Source organism: Arenibacter aquaticus, assembly GCF_003957295.1.
In the GTDB taxonomy this organism is placed as follows: Bacteria; Bacteroidota; Bacteroidia; order Flavobacteriales; family Flavobacteriaceae; genus Arenibacter; species Arenibacter aquaticus.
The window spans coordinates 325,357-341,684 of record NZ_RQPJ01000014.1 but is presented as its reverse complement, the minus strand read 5'-3'; the positions used below and the strand labels follow the sequence as shown (position 1 = coordinate 341,684).

Genomic DNA, 16,328 nt, shown 5'->3' with positions numbered 1-16,328 from the left:
TATTTGCACTCGCTTCTGGGAAACGAAAGAAGCAAATTGAAATACAAGTTTAATAGGGCTCTTAGCTCAGTTGGTTTAGAGCACCTGCCTTACAAGCAGGGGGTCACTGGTTCGAATCCAGTAGGGCCCACAGTAACAAATAAAAGGCTTCCAAGAAATTGGAAGCCTTTTTTGTTTTTTGTTGCATACGGCACAGACGTAGCATGTACCATCTTTCTGGATCAAGTCCAAAATCTGGGTTTTTACCATTTTAAGAATATAATTTAATCAAGCGATATAAGAAGTATTCCGTATTCCTGACTCCCCTAAATTGTGATCTAAAAGCGGATCTAGTGCGATATCTGGGTATTGTGATGTTGATGTAAAGAATTGAGTTACGTTAAATAGGAAGAGCTTTGTATTGTTAATGACCCAAATAGTATTCTGCAAGCTTTGATTCAACCTTAGCCTCCAACTAAAAGTAAAGAACCTATATTAATGTAGAAGTCTATGTAGGCTTACAGTTTTAAATTAAATCCCGTAATTGGGCTGCGAAATATGGGTGGAATTGAATATATTTAGATCAATAAAATCACTCTTTTTATGAAACATATTTTTGGTTATGTAGTGCTTTCTGTTTTTTTATTGCTACTTACAAGTTGTAAAAATACATCCAAGAAATCTCAAGTGGGGCTGGAAGAACAGCCTATTCAAAATAAAAGTCTACAACTCTTGGTAGGTACTTTTGCTGAAGGGGACGGCCAAGGTATATACCAACTGGAGTTTAATCCGGAATCGGGAGTGCTTTCCAATAGTCGGCAGGTAGCCGTGGAGAACAGGCCAGGATATCTATACCTTTCCAAGGATGGGGAAAGGGTCTACTCTTCAAACGGCACTCAGCCGGGGAGTGTGTCGGTATTTAAATGGAATAAAGATAAAACGGCCTTGAACAAAGTGGGCAATCTGAGCAGCAAAGGGGATGGGGCCTGCTATATTGGGTTAAGTCCGGACGAAGACCTACTAGCTGCCGCCAATTATGGCTCGGGAGGTATTGTGTTATACCCTGTGGATCAAAATGGGGAAATCCTAGATGATCCCCAAGAAATACAACATGAGGGAAGCGGCCCGCATCCCAACCAAAAAGCGGCGCACGCCCATTGTGTACAATTCTCTTCCAATGGAGACTTTCTTTATGCCGTAGATCTGGGGATAGATCAGATTTTGGCCTATCCCATTACCCAGGAAAAGAAACTGGGTAAGGCAGTGGTGGGGCTACAATTGGATCCAGGTGATGGCCCTAGGCATCTAATTTTTAATCCTACCAAAAATATGGCGTTTGTTATAAATGAATTGTCCAGTACCGTGGTTTCTGCAAGTGTTGACCCCTTGACGGGGAAGTTTAAGAAGATAGATAAACAAAGTACGCTTCCAGCAGATTATGAAGGAAAAAATTCATGCGCGGACATTCATTTAAGTCCAAACGGGAAATTCTTGTATGCATCCAATAGGGGGCATAACAGCATAGCGGTTTATTCGGTCTCGGACAGCGGATATTTAAAACCTGTGACAATTGAATCGGTACAGGGTGATTGGCCTCGAAATTTCACCTTATCCCCGGATGGAAATTTTCTTTTGGTAGCTAATAAAAATTCCAACAATATAACCGTTTTTCAGGTAGATAAGGAAACAGGTCGACTTAAGTATACCGGGAACCAAATAAACATTCCGCAACCGGTTTGTTTAAAGTTCTAGGGGTTGGGCTGGTAAATCTATGGTTGTGAGGGAAAATTTGAGGGCAGTTTTTTTAGTGTAACTGTATTTAATGCTTTGTCCTAAAGGCTGTTGAGGGTTTTAATAAAAGATAAGCCCATTTTTTGCTTAGTAGGTGATGTAAAAAGTGTTTCTGAAGATTTGGACTTAACGGTCTAATATTGGTTTTTAGGCCTTTCAGTGTTTTGTCTGTCATAGAGTATATCGGTATCCGGCTGATTGTCTTTTTTGGAAAAATACATTCCATGAACAATCAATATAATAATGCCTGCGGCGAAACATAGATTCAATCCCAAAATGATGCTTATAATCTCTGACATGATAAATTGTTATTTGGTGTTATACAAATGTCGATAATAGGCGGGGGAAGATGTTATATATTTATATGAATAGCTTATATAATTATTTACTTCTGTTATAAATCCTAGAGGCATATGTTTTTGATCCTATTCATGATATTTGCTTTCCTATGATCTTTAGGCTCCTTGTTATTTAGTGGAAAGATACTGTATCAATTGTGGTTACTGCACTATAAATGTATAGTTGGTAGGAAATTATGCACAAACGGAAGGGGATATAAGAGGAAATCATCATTTAAGTGATATATGGTTGTAAAAACAATAGCCTTTTACCAAGGGAATATACAGTTTTTGTGTTCCTGCTAGGAGATGACTGGACTTGTTGTCTTGTTAGTGTAGTTTGATAAAAAATGAAAAAACAATATTGATTTCTATTCCTATGGATGTTGAAATTTCTTATATGCCCAATATTATCTAAGTTTTAACAGATTATTTTGGGGTGTGTTCAACTTAGTGGGTATTGTAATTTTAGTTCGGGTAACTAATTGATTATATGTGGGTTGTGGAGTTGGGATTTTGTAATATCAACTAAAGGAGATGGATCTGGTGAAAAAAGTACCATCAGGTTGTTTTAAACAGTTAAAAATGATGTAATTTTGGCGTACAATTTTAATATGAAATTGGGGTATTAGCTCAGTTGGTTTAGAGCGCTGCCTTGACAGGGCAGAGGTCACTGGTTCGAATCCAGTATGTCCCACTAAAACAATACTGGCACCACATTCTATAGTAGGTCCAGAATTCGTTCCAGGGCCATTCCTCTTGATCCTTTTATTAGGATGGTTGCGCTTTGGGGAATAGGGGTGTCTTGTAAGCTCTGCCTAAGCTCATCAAACGACTTGAATTTCTTAAGTGTGTTGTTGGTGGTAAAAAAATTCTCTCCAATTAAGTTGATCTCACTAAAGTCCATTGCTATGGCTAGATCCGAGATATACTGATGTTCTTTTTCTGCTAAACTGCCCAGTTCAAACATATCTCCTAAAAATACAATCTTGTAGTCGCCACTTATCTCTTTAAAATTCTCCAGAGCCGCTTTCATACTGGTAGGATTGGCATTATAGGCGTCTAGGATAATATGGTGTCCGTTTTTATGGATGATTTGAGATCTATTGTTTTGGGGAATATAATTCTCAATACCTTGTTTAATCTCTTTTAGATCTAAGCTAAAATATTTCCCTATCAATATAGCGGCGCAACAATTTGAAAAATTATAGCGTCCAATAAGTTGTGAGGTTATGGTAATGTCCTCTACCTCTAATTTTACGAAAGGGTCGGCGTCCACTAATTTAATGTTATAGTATTGCGAATTGTCCTGGCTATATCCATATTTTTTTATGACTGGTTCAATTTTGCTTCGTTGTATTGGGTCGTCAGCGTTGAAAAATATGGGTTTGTTGTTATCTATTAAATAGTTGTACAGCTCACTTTTGGCTTTTATAACTCCTTCTTCGCTGCCAAAACCTTCTAAGTGGGCTTTGCCAAAATTGGTGATGTAGCCATAATCCGGTTCGGCAATTCCACATAGGAACTCAATTTCCTTTAAGTGGTTGGCTCCCATTTCCACAACGGCAATTTCCGTATCATTTTTTATAGAGAGCAGGGTTAAGGGTACGCCAATGTGGTTGTTGAGGTTGCCTTTTGTAGCAACTGTTTTGTATTTTGTGGATAGTACCGCAGTAATTAATTCCTTGGTTGTGGTTTTGCCGTTACTGCCGGTGAGACCAATTACTTTTGCCTTGCAATAGTTTCTGTGGAACCGGGATAGTGATTGTAGTGTTTTTAGAACGTCATTTACCAATATCATCTTATTTTCCTTGGCTACCTCCGCATTATCTACAACAGCAAAGGAGGCTCCACTTTCAACGGCCTGGGAAGCGTAGTCGTTTCCATTGAAATTTTCGCCTTTAAGGGCAAAAAAAATGCAATTGGGCGTAATCTTTCTGGTGTCAGTGCAAACCTGGGGGTACTGTAAAAAGATTTGATGTAATTGTTCTATAGTCATAAATCGAAGATATAAAAAAAGCCCTTTTTAAAAAGGGCTTTTTAGTATTAATTTGTTGTGTAGAACTACCTGGCTTTTTTGCCTCTTGGTGTTTTGTTTTTTGTCTTGGATTTTGAACCTACTCTAGACATGGCACATCTAAACCCTATGTAGTCTGTGGCCATGTATTGAGGTAAGTATCGCCTTTGGGCCGGATCTAACCAATATGCCCTATCTCTCCAGGAGCCTCCTTTAAAAACCCTTACTTCATCATTGATCAAAGTAGTTCTGTTGTTCGATTTGTCATAGGCCCTAACAATTTCGCCATTGTCGTCAACCTGTACTTTGCTAACCGGAGCATTGTACATTTTCTTTTGGTTGGATTCGTCTTCGTCATCGTTAAATCTGTCATAGAACCTAGTGGATCCAGGCTCTCCATCCCTATATCCTCTGTTGTCGCTGGAAGAGAAATTAGTTCTTAAGAAAGTTTCTTCCTCGCCAACAGGCACCATTTTAATTTCTCCTGGTAAATTAACGGCCATAACTTTTCCGTTGGGTAGGGTGTCATATACAATAGAATCTCTTATTACATTTACTTTGCCATCTTCTCCAATGGCAGTTTTCATGTAAACATTCCCCCTGTAATAGTTAAAGTCACTTACTTCGTCGTCTACAATTGGTCGGTATACATCTGCCACCCATTCGGCAACATTTCCGGCCATGTCGTACAATCCAAAATCATTGGGTTTGTATGATTTAACCTCTGCCGTGATATCGGCACCATCATCAGACCATCCGGCAATTCCGCCATAGTCACCTTTTCCTTGTTTAAAGTTTGCTAACTGGTCACCACGACCTACACGTTGCCCGTTTCTGGTGTAGTCACCTTCCCATGGGTATTTTTTTCTACCACGGTAGTTGTTGTATTCCCTGGATCCAATCTGTGCCTGTGCAGCGTATTCCCATTCGGTCTCGGTTGGTAGTCTGTATTCTGGAAGTATAATTCCACTACTTCTTTTGGCAAAGTTGGAAACTGAATCTTTTTTCATTTTTCCTTGTAGGGAATCTATCTGGCCATTGTAAACAGACTCTGGTCTGTTTAAATAAGCCTCAGTGCTAAATCCGCCTTCAATTTCTCCGGAAACTACCTTGTATTTTGCATCTTCTGAAAGGTATCCTTCCCTTTCCAGCATAACCTCGTTCACCCGGTCTGTTCTCCATTCTGCAAATTGTGTTGCCTGGATCCAGTTAACTCCCACTACGGGATATTCTGCATAAGCAGGATGGCGCAGGTAGTTGTTGGTCATAGTTTCATTAAAACCAAGTCTGTTTCTCCATACCAGGGTATCTGGCAATGCACCTGTATATATATGGGCATATTTGGGATTCTCAGGAGGGTATACACTCTTTAAATAGTCCAAGTATTCCAAATACATGACATTGGTAACCTCTGTCTCATCCATATAGAACGATTGCACATGTTGGGAAGTAGGGGTGTTGTTCCAATCGTGCATTACATCATCTTGAACCTGACCTTTGGTAAAGGTGCCGCCCTCAACGAAAACTAGGCCTGGGGCAGTTTCTTGCTCTTTAAAGTCTGAATTGTACTGAAAACCACCTTCCTTGGCATTGATTTTCCAGCCTGTGGCCCTTGAAACGTTCTTAGAGGAGGAGGCATTTTTACAACTTGTAAAACCGCCAGCTACAATAGCGCAAGAGAGTACAACTTTGATGAATTGTTTTTTCATAATTAGGACTTGAGTTCAAAAGACAAACTATAATATGGTATAATGAAGTTCGTCATTCTTATTTTATTAAAATTTTGTGTCGCTTTTGGCTTATTAAACGACGATTAAAGGATAATATTTTGTTCGGTGTGAAATATTTTACCAACACCAACAAGCATCACAATAACATCGCTTAACATGAATAACGACTTAAAGTTTAATATAGTATGGACCTTTGGAAATTCTTTGGGAATTATTCTTAAATAATAGTGTTAGTGTGCTGTATTTTCCTATTTGGTTCATTTGTTTGTGTAAATGTTTTTGAAGGCTTTATTTTTTTTTGGTTTTATATAAGATAATTGGAAAAAGGGCGTTTGATTAGTTATGAACCCGTAAGATTTATTAAAAGCCATGTTCTGTGGTTTTGAGAGCTAAATCTTGATTATAACTTGTAGAAATGAAAAAAATATTAATTCTTTTTCTGTTTTTAGTGCTGTTTAAGGTTTCTGGCCAAGAAGACAGGGTTATTACTACGGCAGTTCCCTTTTTGACCATTGCCGCCGATGCTAGGGCGTCAGGTATGGGAGATTTGGGGGTTGCAACCTCTACCGATGCGTTTTCACAACAATGGAATGCCGCGAAATTTGCATTTGCAGAAAGAAAAATGGGGATAGGGCTTAGTTATACCCCGTATTTGGAAAGTATAATTACCGATATAGCACTGTTAAGCGCTAGTTTTCACAATAAGATCAATGATAGAAGTGCTTTTGCATTTGGTATACGGTATTTTACCCTAGGAGAAATAGAACTAAGGCAGTTTGCAGGGGATCAGGCCAGATTGGCCAAGCCCAACGAGGTAGCTTTTGATGGGTCTTATTCCCTAAAGCTTAGTGAGACTTTTTCCATGGCCGTTGCGGGTAGGTATATTAGTTCCAATCTAAAACTGCCCGATAACGGCAGTGAGGATTCCAAAGCAGCCAGTTCTTTTGCTGTTGATGTTTCTGGGTATTATCGCTCTAGGGAAATAGCCTATAACAGATTTGATGGACGATGGAGGGCAGGTTTTAATATTTCCAATCTAGGAGGAAAAATAAAATACGACGATGCAGGACAAGAGAATTTTTTGCCCACAAACCTGAAGGCAGGCTTGGGTTTTGATTTTATCTTGGATCATGATAATGTAGTAGGGCTTACGACGGAATTTAACAAGCTGTTGGTGCCTACCCCACAGGATTACAATAATGATGGTGTAATAGATGGAACAGATAATGATGAATATCAGCAGACCACTTTTTTTGAAGGGGTCTTTAAGTCCTTTGGAGATGCGCCAGATGGTTTTAGCGAGGAATTAAAAGAGTTAACATGGGCTCTCGGGGCAGAGTATACGTATCAAGACGCCTTTATGTTGCGGACTGGATATTTTAATGAGAGCGATTTAAAAGGATCTAGGAAGTTCTTTACCTTGGGTGCCGGATTTAGGTTTAAGTCGGCACAGGTAGATCTTTCCTATCTTTTCTCTACCTCCCAAGTGAGAAACCCATTGGAAAATACCCTGCGATTCTCCCTTACATTTAATTTAGGTGAAGAATTTTTGAACGATTAATCAAGGTCGTTGGAGTATGAACAATAAAACCTGCTTATCGGCAGGTTTTCTTTATTTTTACCATATATAAGTTTGGTATGATAAAAAGAAACATCGCATTTGAGCTGTTAATATTTGAATCGCTACAGGAGCTTAATGTGGCAGATCAGGAATTAATGAAGGAAGCTATAAAGGCTAGGGAACGTGCTTATTCCCCTTATTCCAAATTTAATGTGGGGGCGGCCTTGCTACTTGAAAATGGAAAGGTCGTTACGGGGAGTAATCAAGAGAATGCATCCTACCCATCCGGTTTATGTGCAGAACGGGTAGCTATATTCTATGCCTCTTCAAAATTTCCGGAGGTGTCTATAAAAGCTATAGCTGTTAGTGCAACCTCAAAGAACTATGTGGTGGATAGGCCAGCGGCTCCCTGTGGTAATTGTAGGCAAGTCATCTCTGAATACGAAATAAAACAACAGAGCCCTATATCTATTATTATGTCTGGAGAAACTGGTGAAATATTAAAATGTCAATCTGTTGCAGATATTTTGCCCCTTGCTTTTAATAGCACTTTTCTTGGCTAGGTCGATATAAAATAGGCCCATTTGGTCATTTTTATATTTATCTCAAGAATTTATTATTTTGAGATATATAATTGCTTTCTGCAAAGCTTTTAATTTAAATTTTTTTCCTATTGATTTATATGTGTATTTTTGTTTTCCGTTTTTAATTTAAACTTGTTTCTGAATAAAGCGAAATACTACAAAAATTAATAGTTAATGGAAAAAATTACCAAAGAAGTCTACCTTAAGTGGTATGAGGATATGTTGTTCTGGAGAAAGTTTGAAGATAAACTTGCCGCAGTATACATTCAGCAAAAAGTTCGTGGATTCTTACATCTGTATAATGGACAGGAAGCTGTTCTTGCAGGTGCACTTCATGCCATGGACCTAAAAAAGGATAGGATGATAACTGCCTATAGGAATCACGTACAGCCCATAGGTATGGGGGTTGATCCGAAAAAGGTTATGGCAGAGCTTTATGGCAAGGTTACAGGAACCTCTAAAGGAATGGGTGGATCTATGCATATTTTTTCCAAGGAACATCGTTTTTATGGTGGTCACGGTATTGTAGGTGGACAAATTCCTTTGGGAGCCGGATTGGCATTTGCTGATAAGTACTTTAAAAGAGATTCCGTAACCCTATGTTATATGGGAGATGGTGCTGTTAGACAAGGTTCATTGCACGAAAGTTTCAATTTGGCAATGCTTTGGCAATTGCCGGTAGTATTTGTTTGTGAGAACAATGGCTATGCCATGGGTACCTCGGTAGCAAGAACGTCGCACTCTACAGATATTTGGAAACTTGGACTTGGTTATGAAATGCCCTGCGGTCCTGTAGACGGTATGGATCCCGTAACCGTAGCTAAGGAAATGAGCAAGGCCATAGAACGTGCCAGATCTGGAGGGGGGCCAACTTTCTTGGAAATGAAGACTTATAGATATAGGGGTCATTCCATGTCAGATGCCCAACACTATAGAACCAAGGAAGAGGTAGAGGAATACAAGAAAATAGATCCAATAACACAGGTGTTGTCGGTAATCAAAGAAAAGAAATACGCATCGGAAGACCAAATTAAGGAAATAGATGCGAGGGTTAAGAAACAGGTTTCCGAATGTGAAAAATTTGCGGAAGAATCAGATTACCCACCAGTAAACCAATTGTATGATATGGTTTACGATCAAGAGGACTATCCATTTGTACAACATAAAATATAAGTAAATGGCAGAAGTAATAAACATGCCGAGACTTAGCGATACCATGGAAGAAGGGACTGTTGCTAAGTGGCTGAAACAAGTAGGTGATAAGATTGAAGAGGGAGATATATTGGCGGAAATTGAAACCGATAAGGCTACAATGGAATTCGAATCCTTCAATGAAGGTACCTTGTTGCACATCGGGATCCAAGAAGGGGATACCGCCCCGGTAGATTCGCTTTTGGCCATTATAGGAGAAGAGGGAGAGGATATTTCCAGTCTGTTGAATGCCTCCACCACCGATGTGGAATCCGAAAAAGAAGAAGAGGTAAAAGAAGAACCAGCTGAGACCAAAACCGAAGCAGTAGAAATCCCAGAAGGGGTGGAGATTGTGAAAATGCCACGTCTTAGTGATACCATGGAAGAGGGAACCGTTGCCACTTGGTTGAAAAAAGTGGGCGATGAGGTTGAGGAAGGTGATATCTTGGCCGAGATTGAAACGGATAAGGCTACTATGGAATTTGAGTCTTTCTACGCCGGTAACTTATTGTATATAGGAATCCAAGAAGGGGAAACCGCGCCAGTAGACTCTATACTTGCCGTTATTGGACCCAAAGGCACCGATGTGGATGCCGTTTTGAATGCCGGATCAGATACTACCAGCCAAAAGGCAGCTGTTGCCGAGGAAACTAAAAAGCCAGAAAGTACAGCGGCCAGTAGTCAAGATGCCACCCCAGCGGCCAAAGATGGTCAGCGTATTTTTGCTTCTCCATTGGCAAAGAAAATAGCCAAGGAAAAAGGGATTAATCTAGAAGATGTTAAAGGTAGTGGTGATCAGGGAAGAATAATCAAAAAAGATATTGAGGAGTACCAGCCTAAACAAAAAGCAGTTGCCCAAGAAGACACGGCTGCCGCCAAAGCACCAGCTGCTGCACCCGTTAATTTGCCAGTTGGCACTGAAGGAACAGAGGAAGTGAAGAATTCCCAAATGCGTAAGGTTATTGCCAAGCGATTGGGGGAATCCAAGTTTTCTGCACCACACTACTATTTAACGATAGAGGTGGATATGGACCATGCTAAGCTGTCCAGGGAGCAAATCAATAATTTGCCGGATACCAAGGTTTCTTTTAATGATATGGTGGTTAAGGCATGTGCAATGGCCTTGAAAAAACATCCGCAGGTTAATACATCATGGAACAATGATACCACTAGGTACAACCAACACATACACATTGGTGTTGCTGTTGCTGTAGATGAGGGGCTATTGGTGCCAGTACTTAAATTTGCAGATCAAATGAGTCTTACCCAGATAGGTGGCTCTGTAAGGGATTTGGCAGGAAAAGCTAGGAACAAAAAAATAAGTCCTGCCGAAATGGAAGGTAGTACGTTTACCGTTTCTAACCTGGGAATGTTTGGGATATCTGAATTTACCTCCATTATTAACCAACCTAATTCCGCCATTTTATCAGTAGGGGCCATCATTCAAAAACCTGTTGTTAAAAACGGTCAGATCGTAGTGGGCAATACTATGAAAGTTACATTGGCCTGTGATCATAGAACGGTTGATGGTGCTACAGGTGCTCAATTCTTGCAGACCTTAAGGTCTTATTTAGAGAATCCGGTCACTATGTTGGCATAAGATATGAATCAGATTTGCTTTTTCTACTTAATAAAGAAACAAGCTTAAGGTAGTTATAAGAAAAGCATCCTAATTTATCGGGATGCTTTTTTAATTTAGAGGGATATTTTAATCCAAAACATTGGTCCTTGTTGGGCTGAAAAGATTGCAATGCCTTATAGCCTTGGCATAAATCGTTAAATAAATACATTTTACTATGAAACATAAGATGCTTGTAGTAGTAGGGGTAACTGTCCTATCCATTATGTTGGGCTGTAGGGGAGGCCAAGTAAAGGATACGGTAGCCCAACCGCATGGCTCAGGCGCCGCTGTGGATGTTGCTGATGAACAGGTTTTACCAAATAATTCTACTGCTTCGGAAATAAACAGTTCGGCTGTAAACTTCTCCTCAGAAGAACGGGTTGAGAAAATTATTGGTTACTTGGCTTCCGATGAATTATTGGGAAGGGAAGCAGGTACAGAGGGAATAGAAAAGGCGGCAACCTATATAGAAGGTGTTTTTAGTAAGAACGGTGTAGGTCCCTATTTTAATAGCTATAAGGATACGCTATCCAATTTTGAAAAACCGGCTTATAATATAGTAGGGTATTTGGAGGGCAGTGATGAAAATCTGAAAAATGAATACGTTATCATTGGGGCGCATTATGACCATATAGGCATGGCAGGCCCGGTGTCCGGGGATCATGTGGCTAACGGAGCCAATGATAATGCTTCCGGGACAACGGCGGTGTTGGAGTTTGCGAGGTATTTTGCTGAAAAAGGAAGTAATAAGAGAAGCCTAATTTTTGCCCTGTTCAGTGCCGAGGAAAAGGGGCTTTTGGGGTCTAAGCATTTGGCCAAAAGGCTTAAGGCGCAAAATTTGGATTTGTACGCCATGCTCAACTTTGAAATGGTGGGAGTGCCGTTGCAAGGGAAAGACTATTTTATGTATGTCACGGGCTATGAAGAGTCTAACCTGGCAGAAATATGCAATGGTTATGCGGGCGGTAAGTTGGTTGGATTCCTACCAACGGCCAAAGAATATAACTTGTTTAAAAGGTCTGATAATTATCCCTTTCACAATGCGTTTGGGGTTCCTTCGCAGACCTTTTGTACTTTTGACTTTACCAACTTTGACCACTACCATAAAGTAGGCGATGAGGTCTCTATTATGGATATGCAACACATGGCCCTTTTGGTGAATAAAACCATCCCGGTTTTGGAAAAGATTGTTGATGCCCCTATAAGGGAAATTGAATATAAATAATGGCAAATATTATAATTACAGGAAGTAGTAGGGGAATTGGTTTTGAGTTGGCGAAATTGTTTGCTAATAACGGGCACAAAGTCTTGGCCCTTTCAAGAAATGCTGATCCTATTCGTGCATTGGGACACAGAAATATATCAGGTTTTTCCTTTGATCTCTCCAATAAGGAGGACTATAACCAATTGGAGGCGTTCATCAAAGATAACTGGAAACAGGTTGATGTTCTCATAAATAATGCCGGCAAATTATTAAATAAGCCGTTTGTGGATACGGAGATGGAGGCCTTTGAAGAGGTTTATAAGGTAAATGTCTTCGGAGTGGCCCATATTACCCAAAAGGTCTTGCCGTGGATGCCCAAGACGGGACATGTGGTTACAATTAGTTCTATGGGTGGTGTGCAAGGCAGTGTTAAATTTCCTGGTCTATCTGCCTATAGCTCCAGTAAAGGAGCTGTAATTACTATGACAGAATTATGGGCGGAGGAGTTTAAGGAAACAGGTCCGTCCTTTAATGTGTTGGCTTTGGGTGCTGTGCAGACCGAGATGTTGGAAGAGGCTTTTCCGGGATATGTAGCTCCTACCTCGGCTTTGGAAATGGCGACCTATATTAAGGATTTCGCATTGACTGGGAATAAGTTTTATAACGGGAAATTACTACAGGTGTCCAATTCTACACCATAATAGGAAAAGTGGCAAATGAAGGCTTATAAGTGTATTATTTTTGATTGTGACGGGGTACTGGTAGATAGTGAGTTATTGGGTAATCAAGTGTTTGTGGATATGGCCAATGAATATGGTGCGGGCATAGACCTCAATTATGCCATGCAGCACTTTAAAGGCGGATTTTTAAATGATTCCATGAATAAGGTGGAGGCTATTATTAAAAGACCCTTGCCTAAAGATTTTGAACCACAATACCGTAAAAGGTCATATGAAGTATTTTCTAGTCAATTGAAGGCTGTTGATGGCGTGGAAAAGGTATTGGAGAAATTAAGGGTGCCATACTGTGTTGCATCCAGCGGGCCTCAGGAAAAGATAAGAAGGAATTTGTCCACTGCTGGCTTGTCATCCTTCTTTGATGCCAATATTTTTAGTTGCTATGATATTGGTAAATGGAAGCCCGACCCAGCTATTTATCTGCATGCGTCCAAGACCATGGGGTTTTTGCCCAAAGATTGTATAGTTATAGAAGACTCCTATAAAGGCGCCAAAGCGGCTACATCAGGTGGCTTTGATGTCTACGGTTATGCCCAATTGAACGAAGATCCTAAATTTGAAATGGAAGTGACCAGGTCCTTTGTTGAAATGGAAGAATTAATTTCTTTATTGGGGCTTTAGCACAGATTAATAGCTTCTTAACTATACGGCTTCTTCAGAGCACTGTTCCCTGAAAGGAGACTTGCAATAACCTTGGTTTGAGGGAATTGTTCCAAGATGATCTTTATAAATACGGTAATGGGAATTGCCATAATTAAACCAGGAACTCCCCATATATATCCCCATAACATTAACATCACCAAAACGGTAATGATATTTATGGAAAAGGATTTTCCCATGAAAATTGGTTCCAAGATAGAGCCAAACAAAACTTGTACCCCTGTAATGGAAAGTACAAAGAACAATAACATACTGGTGGGGTCTAGCTCAACAAATGCAAATAGGGATAGAAGAACTACTGTAATAATGGATCCTACCATTTGCACAAAGTTGATGGAAAAGGCGAATAAACCCCAAAAGATAGGGAAACTAACCCCAAAAACCACGCAGGAGAGTCCTGTACCTATACCGGTAAATAAGCTTACCAAAAACTTCACCTTAATAAATTTAATTAAATCTTTTTCAACTTTCATAAAGGTTTTTACCGAAGTATGCTTTTGCTTTAAGATGGTATTGTTCATTAATTTTTGAACATTTATGGATTCGGCAAGCCAGAGGATTACAAAAAATACCGTCATCAGCATCATAGTGAGGGTATTTCCAAGAAAATCAAGGGTTGTCCCAAAATTCTTCATCATACTTTCCTTTGGGATAAAGTTATTTATGATATTGTCTTCCTCGGAGTAGGGCACGCCCAGATATTCTTCCATCATCGCCAAAAGGTCCTTTAATTTCGATTCTGCCTTTTCAAAAAAAGCATTGTCCGTAGACAGGATTTCTTTACTGGTAAGTTGTATAAGTTCTCCGCCAATTTTTAACGATCCCATAAAAATCAATATTACAATAATGATACTTAAGGGTTTGGAAACTTTTTTTTTGTTCAGCCACCTCATAATGGGTAAAAAAAGAAGGGCTATGAACATGGAAAAAATCAAAGGGATAAAAATAAACGAAAGTAGCTTTAATAGATAAAACACTAAAGGAATTACTATAATGAGCAGTAATTTATTTGTAGTTCTTAAATCGTTCATATTTAAAATAATAGTTAGTTCAGTGCCTTGGGCATTGGAAATGCAAAGTTAGTGGAAAGAAGTTGTCTTTAATCGTTAATAAAAGTGTAAATATTCCTCTGAGTACGTTTTTTTTAGTATCGTTGATTGAATTTTTGATAAAATCTTTTTAAGAAGTTAAATGGAACCCTAAAATTTCTAATTTTGTTATATGCGGGACACTTTAGAAAAGTATCTTCCTGAAAGGGCAGTAGGTTTAAGTATAGCGCTTATTAAGGAACACGGTGTACATCTTAAGATCGTTGACCAGCGTGTAACCAGACATGGCGATTACCGAAGGATGCCCAACGGAGCCCATCAGATTACCGTGAATGCCACTTTGAATAAATATAGCTTTCTAATTACGCTGATTCATGAAATTGCCCATTTGGTCGCTTTTGAGAAATATGGGCGAAGAATTAAGCCTCATGGTTTAGAGTGGAAAAAAACTTTCCAATATTTAATGTTACCTTTTTTGAGGCCCGAAATCTTTCCAACGGCCCTGCTACCGTTGCTGGCAAATCACTTTAGAAACCCAAAGGCCAGTAGTGATACGGATGCCAGATTATCTCTGGCATTGAAACATTACGACCCAGGGGATAACGAGGCAATATATGTTTTTCAACTGCCCCATAACAGTATCTTTCGAATTTATAATGGAAAATTGTTTCAGAAAAAGAATAAGAGAATAAAGCGTTATGAGTGTGTTGAATTGGCCACTGGAAAGATGTATCTTTTTCAGCCCAATGCAGAAGTGGAGCTAATTAAGGATTAAAGCGAAAAACTATGAAAAAAAATTACTACGCAGTACTGATGGCAGGTGGGGTAGGCTCTAGATTTTGGCCTATAAGTACCTCTTCTTATCCCAAACAATTTCACGATATGCTGGGTACGGGGGATACCCTGATACAAAAGACATTTAAAAGGTTGTCCAAGTTTGTTCCCGAAGAAAATATTTTAATCTTGACCAATGAAAGATATAATGACCTGGTACTGGAACAGTTACCGGGAATAGATCAGGATCAGGTGGTCTTGGAGCCGGCAATGAGAAATACGGCGCCCTGCATACTTTACGCTGCCTTAAAGATACAGAAGAAGGACCCAAATGCCGTAATGATCGTAGCACCTAGTGATCATTGGATAGAGGATGAGGAAGCCTTTACCAAGGATGTAACTAGTTGTTTTGATAAATGTGAAAAGGAAAGTGTAATTTGCACCTTGGGGATAAAGCCCACTTTTCCCAATACCGGGTTTGGTTATATTGAATATGAAAAGGAAAATGAAGCGCCTTTAAAAAATGTGCGTCAGTTCAGGGAAAAACCGGACTATAAGACGGCCAAGGATTTTATAGCCAAAGGGAACTTCTTATGGAATGCAGGAATTTTTATGTGGAGCGTTGAGACCATAGTTAATGCTTTTAAGACGTTTCAACCTGAACAGTATGCCTTGTTTCAAGAAGGTGAGGAGTTCTATAATACGGCTCAAGAGCGAGCATTTATCAATGAGAATTATGCCAAGGCCGAAAATATATCCATAGACTATGCTATTTTGGAGCCCTCAAATAATATTTTCGTTTTGCCGGCAACTTTTGATTGGAACGATTTGGGTACTTGGGGTTCCTTATATGATAAATTGGATAAGGACGAAAGTAACAACGCCTTGGTAAATTGTCAGGTCTTGGCCCAGGATGCCAGTGGAAACATGATACGCTCCCCAAAAGGAAAAGTGGTCGTGATAGATGGATTAAAAGATTATATTGTGGTAGATAAGGAAGAGGTGTTGCTTATATATCCCAAGTCCAAGGAGCAGGATATTAAGAAAGTGCTTACAAAAGTTAAGGATCAATTTGGAGACCAGCTAGCTTAA

Annotated in this window: 14 protein-coding genes and 2 tRNA genes; 12 read left to right on the top strand and 4 right to left on the bottom strand. The window is 39.5% G+C overall.

What is annotated here, in order from left to right:
* Positions 1 to 55: 55 nt before the first annotated feature.
* Positions 56 to 130 (top strand) — tRNA-Val (locus EHW67_RS14845).
* Positions 131 to 582: 452 nt separating this feature from the next.
* Positions 583 to 1,731, top strand: coding sequence for a lactonase family protein (locus EHW67_RS14840; protein ID WP_126163162.1), 1,149 nt, complete (start codon positions 583 to 585; stop codon positions 1,729 to 1,731).
* Positions 1,732 to 1,904: 173 nt separating this feature from the next.
* Here EHW67_RS14840 and EHW67_RS20405 read toward each other — a convergent pair whose 3' ends face one another.
* Positions 1,905 to 2,069 carry a hypothetical protein gene (locus EHW67_RS20405; RefSeq protein ID WP_158285132.1) on the bottom strand — a complete coding sequence of 55 codons (165 nt, stop codon included), beginning with the start codon at positions 2,067 to 2,069 and terminating at the stop codon, positions 1,905 to 1,907.
* A gap of 661 nt (positions 2,070 to 2,730) precedes the next feature.
* Between EHW67_RS20405 and EHW67_RS14835 the strand changes: the two genes are divergently transcribed.
* A tRNA-Val gene (locus EHW67_RS14835) sits at positions 2,731 to 2,805 on the top strand.
* Between the two features lie 24 nt (positions 2,806 to 2,829).
* Here EHW67_RS14835 and EHW67_RS14830 read toward each other — a convergent pair.
* Complete coding sequence (locus EHW67_RS14830; RefSeq protein ID WP_126163161.1) at positions 2,830 to 4,107, bottom strand: UDP-N-acetylmuramoyl-tripeptide--D-alanyl-D-alanine ligase; 1,278 nt, start codon at positions 4,105 to 4,107, stop codon at positions 2,830 to 2,832.
* Between the two features lie 65 nt (positions 4,108 to 4,172).
* The gene (gene gldJ / locus EHW67_RS14825) at positions 4,173 to 5,834 is read right to left on the bottom strand and encodes a gliding motility lipoprotein GldJ (protein WP_126163160.1); all 1,662 of its coding nucleotides are present in this window, start codon (positions 5,832 to 5,834) and stop codon (positions 4,173 to 4,175) included.
* A gap of 436 nt (positions 5,835 to 6,270) precedes the next feature.
* On the opposite strand from gldJ, the gene porV reads away from it, so the two are divergent.
* The 7 genes from porV to EHW67_RS14790 all read left to right on the top strand — a co-directional run bounded on the left by porV (position 6,271) and on the right by EHW67_RS14790 (position 13,374).
* Positions 6,271 to 7,416: a type IX secretion system outer membrane channel protein PorV gene (gene porV / locus EHW67_RS14820; RefSeq protein WP_126163159.1), complete on the top strand. Its 1,146-nt coding sequence runs from the start codon at positions 6,271 to 6,273 to the stop codon at positions 7,414 to 7,416.
* A gap of 77 nt (positions 7,417 to 7,493) precedes the next feature.
* Complete coding sequence (gene cdd / locus EHW67_RS14815; RefSeq protein ID WP_126163158.1) at positions 7,494 to 7,979, top strand: cytidine deaminase; 486 nt, start codon at positions 7,494 to 7,496, stop codon at positions 7,977 to 7,979.
* Positions 7,980 to 8,174: 195 nt separating this feature from the next.
* Positions 8,175 to 9,173: a pyruvate dehydrogenase (acetyl-transferring) E1 component subunit alpha gene (gene pdhA / locus EHW67_RS14810; protein ID WP_126163157.1), complete on the top strand. Its 999-nt coding sequence runs from the start codon at positions 8,175 to 8,177 to the stop codon at positions 9,171 to 9,173.
* A gap of 4 nt (positions 9,174 to 9,177) precedes the next feature.
* Entirely contained in the window at positions 9,178 to 10,791 is a 1,614-nt protein-coding gene (locus EHW67_RS14805) for a pyruvate dehydrogenase complex dihydrolipoamide acetyltransferase (RefSeq protein ID WP_126163156.1), read from the top strand.
* Positions 10,792 to 10,987: 196 nt separating this feature from the next.
* Positions 10,988 to 12,037 carry a M28 family metallopeptidase gene (locus EHW67_RS14800; RefSeq protein ID WP_126163155.1) on the top strand — a complete coding sequence of 350 codons (1,050 nt, stop codon included), beginning with the start codon at positions 10,988 to 10,990 and terminating at the stop codon, positions 12,035 to 12,037.
* Positions 12,037 to 12,717 carry an SDR family NAD(P)-dependent oxidoreductase gene (locus tag EHW67_RS14795; RefSeq protein WP_126163154.1) on the top strand — a complete coding sequence of 227 codons (681 nt, stop codon included), beginning with the start codon at positions 12,037 to 12,039 and terminating at the stop codon, positions 12,715 to 12,717. The genes EHW67_RS14800 and EHW67_RS14795 overlap by 1 nt, the downstream gene beginning before the upstream one ends.
* 15 nt (positions 12,718 to 12,732) lie before the next feature.
* Positions 12,733 to 13,374 carry an HAD family hydrolase gene (locus EHW67_RS14790; protein ID WP_126163153.1) on the top strand — a complete coding sequence of 214 codons (642 nt, stop codon included), beginning with the start codon at positions 12,733 to 12,735 and terminating at the stop codon, positions 13,372 to 13,374.
* A 17-nt stretch (positions 13,375 to 13,391) separates the two neighbouring features.
* Here the strand turns inward: EHW67_RS14790 and EHW67_RS14785 are convergent, their stop codons facing one another.
* Positions 13,392 to 14,444 (bottom strand): AI-2E family transporter, encoded by a 1,053-nt coding sequence (locus EHW67_RS14785; RefSeq protein ID WP_126163152.1) that lies wholly within the window; start codon positions 14,442 to 14,444, stop codon positions 13,392 to 13,394.
* Between the two features lie 190 nt (positions 14,445 to 14,634).
* On the opposite strand from EHW67_RS14785, the gene EHW67_RS14780 reads away from it, so the two are divergent.
* On the top strand, positions 14,635 to 15,237 hold the full coding sequence (locus tag EHW67_RS14780; protein WP_126163151.1) for a SprT-like domain-containing protein: 603 nt from the start codon (positions 14,635 to 14,637) through the stop codon (positions 15,235 to 15,237).
* Between the two features lie 11 nt (positions 15,238 to 15,248).
* Positions 15,249 to 16,328, top strand: coding sequence for a mannose-1-phosphate guanylyltransferase (locus EHW67_RS14775; protein WP_126163150.1), 1,080 nt, complete (start codon positions 15,249 to 15,251; stop codon positions 16,326 to 16,328).

What these genes read in the sequence shown, in the direction of transcription:
- EHW67_RS14840 (WP_126163162.1), top strand. Translation starts at nt 583, where the DNA reads ATGAAACATATTTTTGGTTATGTAGTGCTTTCTGTTTTTTTATTGCTA.
- EHW67_RS20405 (WP_158285132.1), bottom strand. Translation starts at nt 2,069, where the DNA reads ATGTCAGAGATTATAAGCATCATTTTGGGATTGAATCTATGTTTCGCC.
- EHW67_RS14830 (WP_126163161.1), bottom strand. Translation starts at nt 4,107, where the DNA reads ATGACTATAGAACAATTACATCAAATCTTTTTACAGTACCCCCAGGTT.
- gldJ (WP_126163160.1), bottom strand. Translation starts at nt 5,834, where the DNA reads ATGAAAAAACAATTCATCAAAGTTGTACTCTCTTGCGCTATTGTAGCT.
- porV (WP_126163159.1), top strand. Translation starts at nt 6,271, where the DNA reads ATGAAAAAAATATTAATTCTTTTTCTGTTTTTAGTGCTGTTTAAGGTT.
- cdd (WP_126163158.1), top strand. Translation starts at nt 7,494, where the DNA reads ATGATAAAAAGAAACATCGCATTTGAGCTGTTAATATTTGAATCGCTA.
- pdhA (WP_126163157.1), top strand. Translation starts at nt 8,175, where the DNA reads ATGGAAAAAATTACCAAAGAAGTCTACCTTAAGTGGTATGAGGATATG.
- EHW67_RS14805 (WP_126163156.1), top strand. Translation starts at nt 9,178, where the DNA reads ATGGCAGAAGTAATAAACATGCCGAGACTTAGCGATACCATGGAAGAA.
- EHW67_RS14800 (WP_126163155.1), top strand. Translation starts at nt 10,988, where the DNA reads ATGAAACATAAGATGCTTGTAGTAGTAGGGGTAACTGTCCTATCCATT.
- EHW67_RS14795 (WP_126163154.1), top strand. Translation starts at nt 12,037, where the DNA reads ATGGCAAATATTATAATTACAGGAAGTAGTAGGGGAATTGGTTTTGAG.
- EHW67_RS14790 (WP_126163153.1), top strand. Translation starts at nt 12,733, where the DNA reads ATGAAGGCTTATAAGTGTATTATTTTTGATTGTGACGGGGTACTGGTA.
- EHW67_RS14785 (WP_126163152.1), bottom strand. Translation starts at nt 14,444, where the DNA reads ATGAACGATTTAAGAACTACAAATAAATTACTGCTCATTATAGTAATT.
- EHW67_RS14780 (WP_126163151.1), top strand. Translation starts at nt 14,635, where the DNA reads ATGCGGGACACTTTAGAAAAGTATCTTCCTGAAAGGGCAGTAGGTTTA.
- EHW67_RS14775 (WP_126163150.1), top strand. Translation starts at nt 15,249, where the DNA reads ATGAAAAAAAATTACTACGCAGTACTGATGGCAGGTGGGGTAGGCTCT.